Origin of the sequence: Massilia sp. Root351 (assembly GCF_001425045.1) — a bacterium.
In the GTDB taxonomy this organism is placed as follows: Bacteria; Pseudomonadota; Gammaproteobacteria; order Burkholderiales; family Burkholderiaceae_D; genus Rugamonas.
Map to the genome: position 1 here is coordinate 630,460 of NZ_LMDJ01000023.1, position 15,625 is coordinate 646,084.

The 15,625-nt window shown below is 67.3% G+C and carries 11 protein-coding genes; 8 read left to right on the forward strand and 3 right to left on the reverse strand.

The features are described from left to right. Window positions 1-20: 20 nt before the first annotated feature. Both ASD15_RS19765 and ASD15_RS19770 read right to left on the reverse strand, forming a co-directional pair. Window positions 21-668, reverse strand: coding sequence for a GntR family transcriptional regulator (locus ASD15_RS19765; protein ID WP_307188288.1), 648 nt, complete (start codon window positions 666-668; stop codon window positions 21-23). 118 nt (window positions 669-786) lie between these two features. Continuing rightward, complete coding sequence (locus tag ASD15_RS19770) at window positions 787-3,111, reverse strand: outer membrane beta-barrel family protein (protein ID WP_057156698.1); 2,325 nt, start codon at window positions 3,109-3,111, stop codon at window positions 787-789. A 116-nt stretch (window positions 3,112-3,227) separates the two neighbouring features. On the opposite strand from ASD15_RS19770, the gene ASD15_RS19775 reads away from it, so the two are divergent. From ASD15_RS19775 to ASD15_RS19800, 6 genes are all read left to right on the forward strand, one after another. Further along, window positions 3,228-4,733, forward strand: a complete 1,506-nt coding sequence (locus ASD15_RS19775; protein ID WP_057156699.1) for a hypothetical protein — start codon at window positions 3,228-3,230, stop codon at window positions 4,731-4,733. Between the two features lie 188 nt (window positions 4,734-4,921). Then, window positions 4,922-6,160, forward strand: coding sequence for a D-amino acid dehydrogenase (locus tag ASD15_RS19780; protein ID WP_057156700.1), 1,239 nt, complete (start codon window positions 4,922-4,924; stop codon window positions 6,158-6,160). After that, window positions 6,157-7,971 (forward strand): AI-2E family transporter, encoded by a 1,815-nt coding sequence (locus ASD15_RS19785; RefSeq protein ID WP_057156701.1) that lies wholly within the window; start codon window positions 6,157-6,159, stop codon window positions 7,969-7,971. Before ASD15_RS19780 ends, ASD15_RS19785 begins: the two co-directional genes overlap by 4 nt. A 119-nt stretch (window positions 7,972-8,090) precedes the next feature. Then, window positions 8,091-9,305, forward strand: a complete 1,215-nt coding sequence (locus ASD15_RS19790) for an ABC transporter substrate-binding protein (protein WP_057156702.1) — start codon at window positions 8,091-8,093, stop codon at window positions 9,303-9,305. A gap of 240 nt (window positions 9,306-9,545) precedes the next feature. After that, the gene (locus ASD15_RS19795; protein WP_162249924.1) at window positions 9,546-12,536 is read left to right on the forward strand and encodes a sensor histidine kinase; all 2,991 of its coding nucleotides are present in this window, start codon (window positions 9,546-9,548) and stop codon (window positions 12,534-12,536) included. 106 nt (window positions 12,537-12,642) lie between these two features. Then, on the forward strand, window positions 12,643-13,614 hold the full coding sequence (locus tag ASD15_RS19800; protein WP_057156704.1) for an alpha/beta fold hydrolase: 972 nt from the start codon (window positions 12,643-12,645) through the stop codon (window positions 13,612-13,614). Window positions 13,615-13,629: 15 nt separating this feature from the next. On the opposite strand, the gene ASD15_RS19805 is transcribed toward ASD15_RS19800, so the two are convergent. Next, window positions 13,630-14,274: a response regulator transcription factor gene (locus ASD15_RS19805; protein ID WP_082551968.1), complete on the reverse strand. Its 645-nt coding sequence runs from the start codon at window positions 14,272-14,274 to the stop codon at window positions 13,630-13,632. A gap of 72 nt (window positions 14,275-14,346) precedes the next feature. On the opposite strand from ASD15_RS19805, the gene ASD15_RS19810 reads away from it, so the two are divergent. Together ASD15_RS19810 and ASD15_RS19815 are read left to right on the forward strand one after the other, a co-directional pair. Continuing rightward, on the forward strand, window positions 14,347-14,754 hold the full coding sequence (locus ASD15_RS19810; protein ID WP_057156705.1) for a cupin domain-containing protein: 408 nt from the start codon (window positions 14,347-14,349) through the stop codon (window positions 14,752-14,754). A 53-nt stretch (window positions 14,755-14,807) separates the two neighbouring features. Further along, window positions 14,808-15,596: an alpha/beta fold hydrolase gene (locus ASD15_RS19815; RefSeq protein ID WP_157201021.1), complete on the forward strand. Its 789-nt coding sequence runs from the start codon at window positions 14,808-14,810 to the stop codon at window positions 15,594-15,596. The last annotated feature ends 29 nt before the right edge of the window (window positions 15,597-15,625 follow it).

Below are 15,625 nucleotides of genomic sequence, written 5' to 3' on the forward strand. Positions count from 1 at the left end.
GAGCACGCAGCCCGCGAGCGTCAAGGATTCGGCAGCATGAAGCTCGGATACTGGAGCTTTAGCTGCTCGATTTCCGACAGCGTGCCGGACAGGTGCTGGCGCACGCACCGCTGCGCCGCATCCGGGTCGCCGGCGCCGATGGCGCGCGCAATCGCGCTGTGCTCTTCCAGGATCGATTGCGCCTTGCCGTTCAGCGGCAGGTGCAGCCGGCGCAACCGGTCCAGGTTGCCACTGCTGCTACGCATCACGGTCCACAGCTGTTCCAGCTGCGCCGCTTCATAGAGCCGCTGGTGAAAGGCCAGATCGACGCGCGTGAAGTTTTTCAAGTCGCCCGTTTCCAGGCAGGCGCGCTGCTGCTCCACCAGCTGCACCAGGGTCCGTTCAAGAGCGGGATCGGGCTTCTCGGCCAGCATCCGCACCATCTCCAGCTCCACCGACAGGCGCAGGAAATGCGCTTGCCGCGCCGACGCCAGGTCCACGCTGCGCACGCGCGTAATGTGCTGTGGGAAGATGTCCACCAGCCCTTCATCTCCAAGGCGCGTCAAGGCGTCGCGGATCGGCGTGGCGGAAAGATTGAAGTAACGGGTCAGCTCGTTGCGGGGCAGCACCGCCCCCGGCTCCAGCGCCAACGTGACGATCAGCTCACGCAAATGTTCAAACACTTGCACCGTGGCGTTCCTCGACCGGTCCAGCTGAAAAATCCCCGGAATTGCTACAGTTTCCATAGTGCCGCGCGTGCTGGTCTAAAGCTTGGATATTAGCATATCAGCACGCTGCGGCGCAGTGTCAGAAGCCCGGTCCGCCCCCCTCGCCGCGCGGCGGACCGCCCGCGCCCGGCCCCTGGCGCGGGCCCTGGAACTGTTGTTCGCCGCGCGACTCGGCGCCGCCTCCTGCACCGCCAATGCGGTACGACAGGCCGACGTAGAACACTCGCCCGTCAAAGCGCCGTATCGTGCTTTCCTTCAGCAGCGGCGTATCGATGACGGTGGCCATCTTGTTCTTGTCGAGCACGTCGGTCACGTTCATGACCAGGTTGAGCTGCGGGGTCAGCGCGCGGCGCAGGCTCAGGTTCAGCGTGCGGTTCGGCTCGCGGTAGCCCTGGCCGGTCAGCATCTTGCCCTGCATCTGCAGCATGGCCTGCAACTGCGTGGCGCTGTCGAACTGGTAGTTCAAGCGCGCACGGCCGCTCAGCGACGTGGCGTTGCGGGTGATGTCGGCGCCGCTCAGGTCGCGCGAGGTCAGCTCGCTGCGCGCCAGGTTGCCGCTGGTGTTCAAGGTCAGCGACGGGGTCAGCTTGCCGCTCACGGTGAACTCCAGGCCGCTGGAATGGCTGGCGCCGCCGTTTTCGCGCGTGGTCAGCAGCACGGTCGGGCTGATGAAGGTGCTGCGCTCGACGATGGTGTCGGTCTCGTCGCGGTAATAGGCCCGCAGATTGGTCTCCAGCGTGCCGAACCTGGTTTCATAGCCGACCTCGAAGGAATCGGTCTTGGCCGGGTTCAGCATCGGGTTGCCGGATGAAACGTTGAACTCATCGCGGTACACCACGTAGGGATTCAGGTCGTTGGCCATCGGACGGCGGATGCGGTGCGCGTAGCTGAAGCGCATATTGGCCGTGTCGCTCACTTTATAGGTGGCGAAGAAGCTGGGAATGTAGTTGATGTAGCTGTTCTTCGCCTCGATACCGCTGGTGATCTGTTCGATATCCATGTCGGTATGCTCGGCGCGCAGGCCGGCCAGCGCGCCCCAGCGTTCGTTCAGCCGCATCTGGTAGGAACCGTACAGCGCAATCGTGGTTTCGTCCAGGTTGAAGCGGTTGGTGCGCGAAGGATTCACCGTTTCCGCCAGGGTGGCGGTGTTGATGTCCGCGAACAGCGTATCGAAGCTGCTCTTGGTGTTGGCCACCTTGTAGCCCAGCTTGGCCGTGCCGCCGGCGATATTGCGCTCATAGTCCCCGGTCAGGTCGACCACGCGGTTGCTGGTATCGCTGGACAGCCGGCTGCGGTCGGCCGGCGCGTTGAACGGACGCACAGTGTAGGCGTTGCTGTAGTCGGTGTCGCTGTCGTTGTCGGACGACGACACGCGCAGATCCGTCTTCATGCTTTCGCCGGGCGCCTCGCCCTTGTGGTCCCAGCGCGCGCCCCAGCTGTAGCTCTTGCTGTCGCCCTGGCGCTGCGTAGTGCGCAGGTAGTCGCTGACGGTGGCCGTGCCGTTGCCGGTCACGTTGCCGGTCATATAATGCTCGCTGGACTTCTGGTCGTTGCCGCGTGCAGTGTAGTTGGCGCTGGCGGTCAGCGTGTCCTTCGCGCCGAGGTTATAACTGACGGTACCGTTCAGGCCGACCGAGTCGTTCAATCCCTTGCTGGTGGAATTCTGCGTGCTGTGCTCGACGGCACCGGTGGCGCGGTTGATCCGGTCGCGCACGGTGGCGCCGGTGGAATCGCGGCCGTCGTGGCGCACGTTGATGCCGCCCTGGTAGCCCCAGGCGCCCTCGTTGTAGCTGCCGGACACGGCGCTGTTGTAGCGCCCGTCCTTGCCGGCGTTGGCGTTGACGGTGGCAAAGCCGCCCGGTTTGCGGTTGCGGCGCATCACCAGGTTCAGGATGGGACCGCCGCCGCCTTCGTTGCCGAACTGCGCGCCGGGATTGTTGATCACCTCGACCGACTCGATATCGTCGGCCGCCATCGCGTTCAGGGTGGCGCCACGGTTATCGCCCTGCATCATGGCCGACGGCTTGCCGTCCACCAGGATCTGCACATTGCTGCTGCCGCGCAGGGTGACGGAACCGTCCGGGTCGACCGCGACCGACGGCACGCTGTTCAGCGCATCGGCCGCCGTGCCGTTGGTGCTGCTGACGTCGGACTTCACGTCGTACACCTGGCGGTCGATGCGGTTGGTGGGGCGCTCGGCAGCCACCGTCACCGACGGCAGCGGCGCGCCGGTTTCCGTGGATTTCTCCAGCGGTTTCGGTTCTTTCTTGGGCGGAGCGCCCTTCACCACCACTTCGGGCGTGGCGGCAGGCTGGGATGGAGGCGCGGATTGCGCCAGGGCGGCGCTATCGGGATACAGCACGGCGCCGCCGGCTACGCAGCATGTCAGGAGAATTTTTTGCATTGGACAAGGTGTTTGATGGATGTCCGCATTCTATCCGCGCGCAGCGATTCAAACTATTGTCATTACGTAATTTTACATAGGCTAAACTTTACAGCAACATTTGCCGTTAAGGAGGCATGACCTCCATCTCCACACTCTCAAACTGGCAGCCGCTCACCCCGCGCCTGCCCGCCGCGGGCGCGCCAAAAGCCGCTGCCACGGAAAACAAGTGGCCGGCGCCGTCCGCCATCGTCAACCTCAGTCCCGCCAGCATGGCCGCCGCCAAGCAAAGCGAAGCCGAAGAAGCGGCGCTGCCGCCCTCCACCGCCGCCCGCTTCAAAGGCCTGGGCGCGGCCATGCTGAGCCATTTCCGCACCGGCGCCGCCGTGCCGGTGGAGCAGGCCAAGCTGCCGGAAGCCGTGGACAACAAGTTCACGCTCAGCATTACCACCCGCAGCGGCGTCAAGGTTGACCTCAGCCTGGCCAGCCTGGATGACGGCATGGCCCTGCAAGTGAGCGCCAGCGCGGAGCTGAACGAGGACGAGCGCAATGCGCTGTCCAGCCTGGCCGCCGGCTTCCAGAACGCCATCGACGGCATGGCCATAAACGAGCCGCAGGTGCGCCTGGGCGCCCTGGCCCAGTTTGACAGCAAGTTCCTGCAGTCGGTGGAGTTCCACGCCGCCGTGAAGCAGTACACCGAGCCGCCCAGCACGCAGACGCTGGATTTCGTGGCCGATGGCAAGCAACGCAAGGTCAGCATCGGCGGCGCGTCCGGCTCGGCCGAGGTGAGCGTCGACACCAGCAAGATCGAGAGCCTGGGTACCAAGGAACAGCAGGCGAAGGCGATTGCAAGCTACTTGAAACAGTTCGACCAGGCGGCCGCGCGCGGCCGGGGCGATGCCGGGCTGATGACCATGTTCAAGGACGCGTTTTCCGACATGAGCCGCACCGCCACCCGCGAGGCGCCGCGCGATAACGGCCTGTCGCTGCCGGACAAGTGGACCCTGGCGCCGGAAGACCACGCGGTGCTGACCGGGCTGGCCGACTTCAGCGCCTCCGTCACCCAGTCGCCGAAGTGGCCCAACCCTCTGCGGCTCAGCGAAAAGGACAGTTTCGCCTACGAAGTGTCGCAAAACACCCGCACCGAAGGCGCGCGGCGCGACGACCGCGCCATTTCGCAGACCCAGCAGGCGCGGTTGACCGCCCAGTTCCATGAGCCGCCCAAGAAAGGTGGCGTCCTGAACCTGGACGTCACGCCGCAGTCGCAGAATTACACCTACCACCTGATCGACGACAGCGCCAGCAGCAAGGTCGAACTGGGCTACAAGGAAGGCAAGCTGTTCAAGGCCACGCTCCAGCAGAGCGCCAGCCAGTCCGAGCAGGTGCTGAAGTACGTGATGGGCAAGCAGACCTCCAACCAGACCATCCCTTCCGACTACAGTGTGGAGCGCGACCTGATGGCGTCGCTGGCGCCGTACCAGCCGGGCAAGTCGGACCGCAGCGACGAGCAGACCGGCGCGGCCAAGGTAGAACGGCGCGCGCAAAGCCTGTCAGCGCTGCGCGACACGGTCTTCCTGCTCGGCACACCGAGCGAGCTGGCCGCGCGCGCGGCAGAATACCGCCCGCTTGACTCAGGCCATTGACGCCCATTGAAAGCGGCAGCATGGTCCCTCCATGTCGGTCACAGTGCTGACGTTTGCCATCATCAACGCTCCGCAAAAGGCTGCGCCATAGCCGCCCCCCTGCGCCGGCAAACGCCGGGTAGCCCGCAGGCAGCCGGGCTGCCGGCGAAGAACCGCTCAGCAGCGGGATCGTGTAACATGCTTGTCCCATGAAGACAATCGCAGTCATCGGTGGCGGCATTACCGGCGTCACAACAGCCTATGCCCTGGCCAAGCGCGGCCTGGACGTCACTTTGTACGAGCGCCACCGCTATCCGGCCATGGAAACCTCGTTCGCCAACGGCGGCCAGCTGTCGGCCTCGAACGCCGAGGCCTGGAACCACTGGTCCACCGTAGTGAAGGGGCTGAAATGGATGTGGCGGCACGACGCGCCGCTGCTGGTGCGTCCCTCGCCCAGCTGGCACCAGCTGTCCTGGTTCGCCGAGTTCGTGCGCGCCATCCCGCGCTACCGCAGCAACACCATCGAAACCGCGCGCCTGGCCGTAGCGGCGCGCCAGCACTTGTACGCCTGGGCCGCCGCCGAGAACATCGATTTCGACCTGAAACGCAAGGGCATCCTGCACATCTACCACGACAAGGCCGGCTTCGACCACGCCGCGCAGGTCACGCGCCTGCTGGCGCAGGGCGGACTGGAGCGGCGCGCCGTCACGCCGGAGGAAATGCGCGCCATCGAGCCCACGCTGGCCGGCAGCTACTACGGCGGCTTCTACACCGAGAGCGACGCCAGCGGCGACATCCACAAATTCACGGTCGGCATGGCGGCCGCAAGCGAACGCCTGGGCGTGCGCTGCGTGTACGGACACGACATCGGCCGGCTCTCGCTGGGCAGCCACGGCGTCACCGTGGAGGCGCAAGGGGCCCACCGCTACGACGGCATCGTGATCTGCGCCGGGAACGGCAGCCGCCGCCTGGGCGCCATGCTGGGCGACCATGTCAACGTCTACCCGGTGAAAGGCTATTCCATCACCGTCAACCTGACCACGCCGGAAAGCCAGCTCGGCGCTCCGCAGGTGAGCCTGCTCGACGACGCCACCAAGCTGGTGGCCAGCCGCCTGGGACAGGACCGCCTGCGCATTGCCGGCACGGCCGAATTCAACGGCATGAACCGCGACATCCGCGCCGACCGCATCCGCCCGCTGGTGGACTGGGTGGAGCGCTGTTTTCCCAGCGTCAGCACGCGCTCTGTGGTGCCGTGGGCCGGGCTGCGGCCCACCATGCCCGACATGATGCCCAGGGTAGGACGCGGGCGCGCACCGGGCGTGTTCTATAACACCGGCCACGGCCACCTGGGCTGGACGCTGGCCGCCGTCACCGCCGACGCGGTGGCCGACGCCGTGGCCAGCGCCGCGCAGCAGGCAACCGGACGCCGCCCAGCAAGCAGCGCATGATCAAGGCCATCCATATCATCTCCGGCAGCTGCGTGCTGGCCGTGCTGTACTTCGGCCGCGACGTGTTCCAGGCGCTGGCGCTAGCCGCCATCCTCAGCATCGCGCTGGCCCCGCTGACGCGGCGCTTTACCCGGATCGGCCTGGGCCGCGTGCCCGCCACCCTGGCCACCGTGATCCTCGCCGCCGTCTGCCTGGCCGGCCTGGCCGGAGCGCTGGTGTTCCAGTTGTCCGACCTGACCGCCGACGTGCCGCGCTACAAGCAGGCGCTGCAGGTGAAAGCCGAGCAGTTGCGGGTGCTGGCGGAACGGCCGTTCATTGCCCTGGAGGCGCGCCTGCAAAGCTCGGACGGCGCCGGCGCCGCAACGCCTGCCCCGGGTGTGTCCGCCAAGCAGGCGGGCCCAGCGGTGGCCGCGCCCGTGCTGGCCCGCCCCGGCATGCGCGACACCGTCACGCGCATGCTATCCCAGGTATGGGGGCCGATAGGCCAGGCCGGCATCGTGCTGGTGCTGTTCATCTTCATCTCGCTGGAACACGAATCGCTGCAAGACCGCCTGATCCGGCTGGCGGGAAACGCCAGCCTCAGCCGGACAATGCAGACGCTGGTTGACGCCGGCCAGGGTATTTCGCGCTTCTTCTTCGCCCAGGTGGTGGTCAATATCTCGTTTGCGCTGGCCGTCACCGCCTGCCTGTGGGCGCTGCAGGTGCCGCACGCCGTGCTGTGGGGGGCGCTGAGCGGCATCCTGCGCTTCGTGCCCTACCTCGGCATGCTGATCGCCGGCGCCGCCATCGGCCTGTTCTCGGCCGCCGTCGATCCCGGCTGGGCGCTGGCCTTGTGGTGCATGGCCCTGTTCCTGGTGCTGGAGCTGCTGGTGGCCTACCTGGTCGAGCCGCGCGTGTACGGCCACAGCTCGGGCCTGTCGCCGCTGGCCGTGATCGTGGCGGCGCTGTTCTGGGGCGCCCTGTGGGGCCCAGTCGGCCTGATCCTGTCCACGCCGCTGACCCTGTGCCTGGTGGTGGCCGGGCGCCATGTGCCGGTGCTGGAGCCGCTCACCACGCTGCTGGGCGCCGCGCCCAGCGTCAGCGCCGCCCAGCGTTTCTACCAGCGCGCGCTGGCCGGCGACATCGCCGCCATCGTGCGCGACGGCCAGGCCATTTTGAAGCGCAGCAGCCTGGCGGCCTATTGCGACCGGGTGCTGATTCCGGCGCTGACGCTGGCCATCCCCGACATACAAACCGGCCGCATCGACGATGCCCAGCTGGACCGGCTGCGCAAGGCCATGGCCGAAGCCACCGAGGCGCTGACCGCGCCGGGCTCCGGCGGGCCGGGCCGGCGGCGCCCGGTGCCGCTGCTCGACACCAATGTCGGCGCCCACCTGCGCAAGCTGCGCCAGGCCCGTTCAGGCCAGTGGCAAGGCTCGCTGGACGTGCCGGCGCACTCGGTTTTCCTGTGCGCCGGGCTGGGCACGGACCGCGACGACTTTCTGACCGAATTGCTGGTGCGCGCGCTGAACGATGCCGGCGCGGATGCGCGCAGCATGGTGCTGAATGGGGACGGCGAGCACCCGGGCGAGGAAAAGGCCTACCTGGTCTCCGCCGTGATCCTGCCCTATCCCGAGGAGGCGGAACTGGGCGCCTGGCTGCAAGCGGTTGCCGACCTGCGCACCGGCTTGCCGGAGGCCAGCCTGGTCACCATCAAACTGCCGCTGGACGGCAAGCTCGCGCGCACGGCCGAGGCCTCCGTCGAGGCCGCAGTGGACTTGGTGCTGCAATCATTCGAACAGGCACGATCGTTTGCAGTGAGCGACCGGTAGATCCCCGCGCTGTAGTTGACATGCACCATATTCGGGCACAGACTTCCATCATGCATGCTGTCCGAACCACCCATGCTTCCCGCTTCAAGGCGCGTGCCCGGCAGTGGCAGGCGACGGGTATGCTGTTGGCCTGTTTCGCGCTGCCCGCTGCGGGCGCGGAACAACTGGTGATCGACTACGTGGTGTCCAACACCCCTCAGCGGACCGCGTGGCTACGCACCATCAACCAGTTCGCCGCCGCCAATCCGGATATCCAGATCACCCACAACGGCTATCCCCAGGAACAGTACAAGCGGGACTTCACCGCCGGCCTGCGCACGGGCCGGGCCGACCTGGCGTTCTGGTATGCGGGCGAACGCCTGCGCGACGCCGCCGACAACAAGCTGCTTACCCCGCTCGATGCGGACACGGTGGCGCTGTTAAAAAGGAAAAAATTCCACCCGGCGACCATCGAAGGCACCCGCATAGACGGCGAAGTCTACGGCTTCCCGCTGTACTACTACGTGTGGGGCCTGGTCTACCGCAAGTCCCTGTTCGAGCGCCTGCAACTGCAGCCACCCGCCACCTGGAGCGAATTCCTGCAGGTGTGCGCACGGCTGAAAGCTGCCGGCGTGGCGCCGCTGGCGGTCGGTGCGAAAAGCGGCTGGCCGGCGGCCGGCTGGTTCGACTACCTGAACCTGCGCATCAACGGCATCGACTTCCACCGCAAGCTGCTGCGCGGTGACGCGCGCTTCACCGACGCGCGGGTGCGGCAGGTGTTCGACGTATGGGGCGGCTTGCTGCGCAAGGGCTACTTCCTGGAAGCGACGATGGACCAGGAAATGGACCGCGTCCTGCCCTATCTGTACCGCAACCACGTCGGCATGATGCTGATGGGCAGCTTTATCGCGGCCAGGTTTCCAGAAGCGATCGCCGCCGACATGGGCTTCTTCGCTTTCCCGAACTACTCGCCAGCCATGCCGCCCTACGAAGAGGCGCCGCTCGATGTGCTGATCCAGCCCGCCGGCGGCATCAATCATGCAGCGCGCAAACGCTTTCTCACCTTCCTGGCCGAGAGCGGCTCGCTGCGCCACATCGCCGAAGCGGACCAGACCCTGGCGGCGCAGGCGGACCGGCCGCCGTCCTCCGTCCGGCTGGGCGAGGCCAGCAGCAGCATCCTCGGCAGTGCGGCAGGCCTGACCTATTTTTTCGACCGGGATGCCAAGGCCGAGCTGGTGGGACCGCTTTTCGATGGCCTGCGCCAATTCCTGAAAGCGCCCCATGACACGGATCAGGTCGTGCACCACATTGAAAGGGCGCGCCTGGGGGCGAAAGCCTCGGAGAGTCAACATTGACCGCATGGCAAGCGGTCGCCGCCCAGCGGCGTGCAAGGCCGCGTTCAGTATGGGGAGGCGCATGGCTACCGGGGTTTCCTCCTCGGCGTAGCGTTTCAGGGACCTGGCATCGGGACCGGCGCCGCCAGCGCAGCGCTGACTGGCAAATGCGAAGAAACATTCGATGCAGAATTAGCATTTCTGCGCCATCTTTCGTTACACTGTGCCCGGCCAACCAACAGCCTGAACATGCCCAGCTCCTTGTTTCGACTTCTCCTCCTGTTTTCCGTATTTGCACTGGCGGCGGCCCGCACCGCCGCCAGCCCGCTGCCCGGCTACGCCCACACCGCCTGGAACGGCCAGCGCGGTGCGCCGTCGGACGTGCTGCAGTTCACCCAGACCCCGGACGGCTGGCTGTGGCTGAGCTCCCCCAATGGCCTGTTCCGCTTCGACGGCGTGGACTTCCAGCGCATGGACAGCGTGCAGGGGCACCGCCTGCGCTCGGCCAGCGTACTGGGCCTGCTGACCACGCGCGACGGGCGGCTGTGGGTGGGCGACCGTTTCGGCGGCATCAGCGTGTTCGGCGCCAGGCGCATGAGCGTGTTTACCGAAACGGAAGGCCTGCCGCGCGGCGCGGTCATGACCATGACCGAAGGCCCGGATGGCAGCGTGTGGGCCGCCACCAGCACCGGTCTGGCCTACCTGGCGCCCGGCGCGGCACGTTTCCAGCGCGTCGGGCGCCAGGAAGGCCTGCCCGAAGCGCGCACCCGCCAAGTATTGTTCGGCCGCGGCGGCCGCCAGTGGGTGTCGGTCGAAGGCGGCATCTATTATCGCGACCCCGGCCAGGCCGGCTACCGGCGCGCCTGGCCCTACATCGACATGATGGCGATGGCCGAGGCGCCGGACGGCACGCTGTGGGGCTCGGACGGCGTCGACAAGCACTACCGCGTGCTGACCCGGCCGCCGCCGGGCAATCCGGCGCCGCTGGCCGAACTGGGCGGCAACGGCGCGCTGTTCGACCGCGACGGCAATATGTGGATACTCAAGGTGGACGCGCTGGAGCGCCGCCAGGCGCCCTACGTGGGCCAGGCCGCCGATGCCCGGCGGCTGACCAAGGCCACGGGCCTGAGCGGCCCCCTGCCCCAGACCGCGTTCGAGGACCGGGAAGGCAATTTGTGGATCGGCACCTCGGCCGGCCTGGACCGCCTGCGGCGCACGCGCATGCGCTCGCTACCGGTCGAGAAGGCATTCGACCGGCCCGGCGTGATCGGTGACGCGCGCGAGGGCGTCATTATCGGCGACTGGCGCCAGCCGGTGCGCCGCTACAGCCCCGGCGGCGCCATCGAAACGCTGGAACAGATGCGTTTGAGTTGCGCCTACCGTGCGCGCGACGGCAGCTTGTGGCTGGCCAACAACCAGGAACGCCGCGTGCGCAGCCCGTCGGGGGCAGTGACGCGGCTGCCTCACCCCGAGCATTTACGCGGGCTGGACATACAAGCCATGACGGTCGACGGCGCGGGGCGCATGTGGGCCTCGGTGTCGCGCCAGGGCGTGTTCCTGATCGAAGACGGCGACTGGCGCAAGGCCGGCGGCCTGCAGGGCATGCCCGACGGCACGGCCACGGCGCTCGCCACCGACCGCGCCGGCCGCGTCTGGGCGGGCTACCTGCGCAACCGCATCGCCCTTATCGACGGCGCGCGCGTGCAGGTGTTCGGCCAGGACGACGGCCTGGACCTGGGCAATGTCCAGTCGCTGCTGGCCGACGGCCCGCGCCTCTGGGCCGGCGGGCAAAACGGCCTGGCCTGGTACGACGGGCAGCGCTGGCACAGCGTGCGCCCTGCAGACGGGCAGGTGTTTCGCGGCATCTCCGGCATGGCGCGCACCGCCGCCGGCGAGCTGTGGCTGCATGGTTCGGACGGCGTCACGCGCATTGCCGCCGCCGACCTCGAGCACTTGGTGCGCGTGCCAGGGCAACCGTTGTCCTACGAGCGCTTCAACGCGCTCGACGGCCTGGTCGGCAGCGCAGAACAGCTGCGCCCCTTGCCGTCGCTGACCCAAAGCCAGGACGGACGGCTCTGGTTCGCCTCCGCCAGCGACGTCAGCAGCATCGACCCGGCCCGCATCGCGCGCAACCGGCTGGCCCCGCCCGTGGAGATCCTGTCGCTGCGGTCGGGAGAAATCTCCCACCCGGTCCGCAACGGCTTGCAACTGCCGACCGGCAGCCGCGACCTGCAAATTGCCTACACGGCCCTGGGCCTGGCCGTGCCGGAGCGGGTCAATTTCCGCTACAAGCTCGAAGGCGTCGATGAGCGCTGGCAGAATGCCGGCACGCGCCGCGAGGCCTTCTACACCAACCTGCGTCCCGGCGCCTACCGTTTCCAGGTACTGGCCGCCAACGAGGACGGCGTGTGGAACGAAGCCGGCGCCACGCTGGAACTGCAGATTCCGCCCCGCTTCGTCGAAACCGGCTGGTTCACCATGCTGCTGGTGCTGCTGGGCGCGATGCTGCTGGCGGGCCTGTACTGGCTGCGCATGCGCCACCTGACCTTCCGCATGCGCGACTTGATGCAGGAGCGCCTGGCCGAGCGCCAGCGCATCGCGCGCGGCCTGCACGACACCCTGCTGCAAAGCGTTCAGGGCCTGATCATCTTTTTCGACAACCAGGCCAGCAAGCTGCCGCTCGATTCCGAAGAGCGCGGCAAGGTCGAACAGACCCTGGAACTGGCGGACGCGCTGATGTCCGAAGGCCGGGACTGCATATCCGACCTGCGCGCCGCCAGTGAGCCGGAAGACTTGGGCCAGCGCCTGATCCAGTACGGCAGCGTGATGCTGCACGACCGCTTCCAGGCCACCATCCACGGCGAGCCGCGCGTCCTGGTGCCGCGCGTATACGAGGAAGTCCACGCGATCGCCCGCGAGGCCCTGTTCAACGCGGCGCGCCACGCCCACGCCTGCCAGGTGCAGCTGATACTCGACTACCGGCCGGACGCGCTGATCGTGATGGTGCGCGACAACGGCTGCGGCATACCGCCCACGCAGTCGCCCGCCTGCGGGCCGCCCGGCCACTACGGCCTGGTCGGCATGCGCGAGCGGGCCGCGGCCATAGGCGCGGCGTACACGCTGGTGTCCGCGCCAGGCAAGGGCACCTCGGCGCACCTGGAAGTGCCCGGCGAGCGGGCCTATCCCGGCCAGCGTTCGGCGGCCCTGTTCACGCGCCTGCTGCAACGGCGCCGCGCGGCCGGCCCGGGGTAGCTTTCGATACCTCAAAAGAGCGATAGCGCTTCCACTCGTCCTGACGATGCCGGCCCAGCCGGCGCTGGCTACACTGATGCCAGTCACCAGATGAGAGGAAACACCCATGAGCCAACACCCCCGACCTGACCTGCGCCGCCGCAACATGCTGATGAGCGCCGCCACGGCCGCCGCCGGCACCGCCGCCGTCTCGCTGAACGCCACCGCCGCGCCGGCCGGCAGACCCGCCAACACACCCGCCCGCGCAGGCGGCCAGCTGACCACGCGCGACGGCGTCACCCTGTACTACAAGGACTGGGGCCCCAAAAACGGCCAGCCGGTGGTGTTCAGCCATGGCTGGCCACTGAGCTCGGACAGCTGGGAGTCGCAGATGCTATTCCTGAGCAACCAGGGCTTTCGCTGCATCGCCCACGACCGGCGCGGCCACGGCCGCTCCAGCCAGCCGTGGGACGGCAACGACATGGACCACTACGCCGACGACCTGGGCCAGCTGCTGGACGCGCTGGACCTGAAGAATGCCGTGCTGGTAGGCTTTTCCACCGGCGGCGGCGAAGTGGCGCGCTACGTGGGCCGCCACGGCACGCGGCGCGTGGCCAAACTCGCGCTGGTGTCGGCCGTGCCGCCGCTGATGCTGAAGACCGCCGACAACCCGGGCGGCCTGCCGATCGAAGTGTTCGACGGCATCCGCGCCGGCTCGCTGGCCAACCGTGCGCAACTGTACCGGGATATCGCCTCCGGTCCCTTCTTCGGCTTCAACCGCCCGGGCGCCAAGGTTTCACAGGGCCTGATCGACAGCTGGTGGATGCAGGGCATGATGGGCGGCCACAAGAACACCTTCGACTCGATCAAGGCCTTCTCGGAAACCGACTTCCGCGCCGACTTGCGCAAGTTCGACAAGCCGACGCTGGTGATCCACGGCGACGACGACCAGATCGTGCCGCTGGACGCATCCGGCCGCGCTTCGGCCGCCATCGTCAAGCACGCCAAGCTGCTGGTCTATCCGGGCGCGCCGCACGGCCTGACCGACACCCACAAGGACCGTGTCAACAGCGACCTGCTGGCCTTCATCAAGGGCTAGCCGGGAAGCGCGCAGCTACAGCGCGAGGATGCCGCGCCGGGCGGCGATGGCAACCGCGTGGGTGCGGTCGCGGGCATCGAGCTTGGACAGGATGGTGCGGATATGCGACTTCACGGTTTCTTCCGCGATCCCGAGGTGGACCGCGATGGCCTTGTTGCCGTTGCCGGCGGCGGCACTGCGCAGCACCTCCACTTCCCGCTCGCTCAGGCTCGGCTGCCCCAGGTGCTCGGCCAGCGCGCACGCCACATCCGGCGGTATCCAGCGCCGGCCGGCATGCACGGCGCGAACGGCATCGAGCAGTTCCTTGCGCAGGCTGGTTTTGAGCAGGAAACCGGAGGCGCCCAGCTCCATGGCCCGGCGCATCTGGTGATCGCCTTGCATGGCGGTCAGCATGATCACCCGGGCATGGCTGTGCAGGCGCCGGATCGCTTCCAGCGCCTGCATGCCATCCATCTCAGGCATCGCCACGTCCATGATGGTGAGGTCCGGCCGCAGCGTCTCGAACGCCTCCAGGGCGCGCGCGCCGTTATCAAGCTCGCCGGCCACGCACATATCGGGCTGGCTGGAAATGATGTCGCCCAAGCCCGCCCTGATCATGGGGTGGTCGTCGACGATGAGGATGCGGATCGGCGTGGTGCTGGATGGTGCGGTACTGCTCAAGGACGATGCTCCATGTAGAAGGTAAAAAACTAACACGCATTGTAAACACTCCAACCCAAGCCAGGAGAATTCATGAACCGATTTACCCAATTCACTGCCGCCGCGGCATCGCTGCTGCTGGCCACCGCCGTCCAGGCGCAGGCGCCCGCGCCGAAGTTCGACGCCAAGGGCATTGCCCGCACAGAGACTGTGCGCAGCGCCTTCGACGCCGAACGCGAGGCGATCCAGGTGCGCGTCGACTTCAAACCGGGTGCCTCGTTCCCGCTGCATTCGCATCCCGGCGCTGAAATCGCCTATGTGCTGAGCGGCAGCATCGAGTACGTACTGGAGGGCAAAACCGTCCGCCTGCAGGCCGGCGAGTCGCTCTTCATTCCGGCCGGCGCCAGGCATTCGGCCACCAACGTCGGCGCCGAGGTGTGTTCCGAACTGGCCACCTACGTGGTCGACAAGAACCAGCCCATCGTCATTCTAGCCAAGTGACCATCCCGATATCAGCAGGCACCCGCGCAAACCCACCATAGAAAGCTATCGCCATGAAAATCATCAACAAGCTCGCCCTCACCCTGTCCGTCATCGGTAGCGCCGCAGGCGGCGCCAGCGCCGCGCCCGCAGCGGACATCAAGCCTACCGTCATTCTCGTGCACGGCGCCTTCGCCGACTCGGCCAGCTGGAACGGCGTGGCCGCCAAGCTGCGCAGCGACGGCTACCAGGTCATCGGCGCCGCCAATCCGCTGCGCAGCGTCAAGGGCGACGCAAGCTCGGTTGCCAACGTCGTCAAGAGCGTCAAGGGTCCGGTGGTGCTGGTCGGCCATTCCTACGGCGGCGCCGTGATTTCAGCAGCCGCCAACGGCCAGGCCAACGTCAAGAGCCTGGTGTACGTGGCGGCTTTCGCGCCGGACCAGGGCGAAACCGCGCTGGAGCTGTCCGGCCGCTATCCCGGCGGCACGCTGGGCAGCGCCCTGGCCGAGCCGGTCGCCCTGCCCGACGGCGGCAAGGACTTCTACATCCAGCAGGACAAATTCCACCAGCAGTTCGCCGCCGACGTGCCAAAAGCGCAGGCTGAACTGATGGCCGTGGGCCAGCGTCCGATCGCCGAAGCCGCCCTGACCGAAGCGGCAGGCGCTCCTGCTTGGAAAAACCTGCCGTCCTACTTCATCTACGGCACCGCCGACAAGAACATCCCTGCAGCAGCGCTGGGCTTCATGGCGGAACGCGCCAAGTCGCGCAAGACCGTCGCGGTTGCCGGTGCCTCCCACGTGGTGATGACCTCGCATCCAGACGCCGTGGCCAAGCTGATCGAAGAAGCCGCGCAGGCGAAGTAAGACCTTCAGTCCGACGTATCAGCACTCGA

Excerpts from the sequence above, each read along its gene's own strand:
- ASD15_RS19770 (WP_057156698.1), bottom strand. The coding sequence starts at position 3,111 with ATGCAAAAAATTCTCCTGACATGCTGCGTAGCCGGCGGCGCCGTGCTG.
- ASD15_RS19775 (WP_057156699.1), top strand. The coding sequence starts at position 3,228 with ATGACCTCCATCTCCACACTCTCAAACTGGCAGCCGCTCACCCCGCGC.
- ASD15_RS19780 (WP_057156700.1), top strand. The coding sequence starts at position 4,922 with ATGAAGACAATCGCAGTCATCGGTGGCGGCATTACCGGCGTCACAACA.
- ASD15_RS19785 (WP_057156701.1), top strand. The coding sequence starts at position 6,157 with ATGATCAAGGCCATCCATATCATCTCCGGCAGCTGCGTGCTGGCCGTG.
- ASD15_RS19790 (WP_057156702.1), top strand. The coding sequence starts at position 8,091 with ATGCTGTTGGCCTGTTTCGCGCTGCCCGCTGCGGGCGCGGAACAACTG.
- ASD15_RS19800 (WP_057156704.1), top strand. The coding sequence starts at position 12,643 with ATGAGCCAACACCCCCGACCTGACCTGCGCCGCCGCAACATGCTGATG.
- ASD15_RS19810 (WP_057156705.1), top strand. The coding sequence starts at position 14,347 with ATGAACCGATTTACCCAATTCACTGCCGCCGCGGCATCGCTGCTGCTG.
- ASD15_RS19815 (WP_157201021.1), top strand. The coding sequence starts at position 14,808 with ATGAAAATCATCAACAAGCTCGCCCTCACCCTGTCCGTCATCGGTAGC.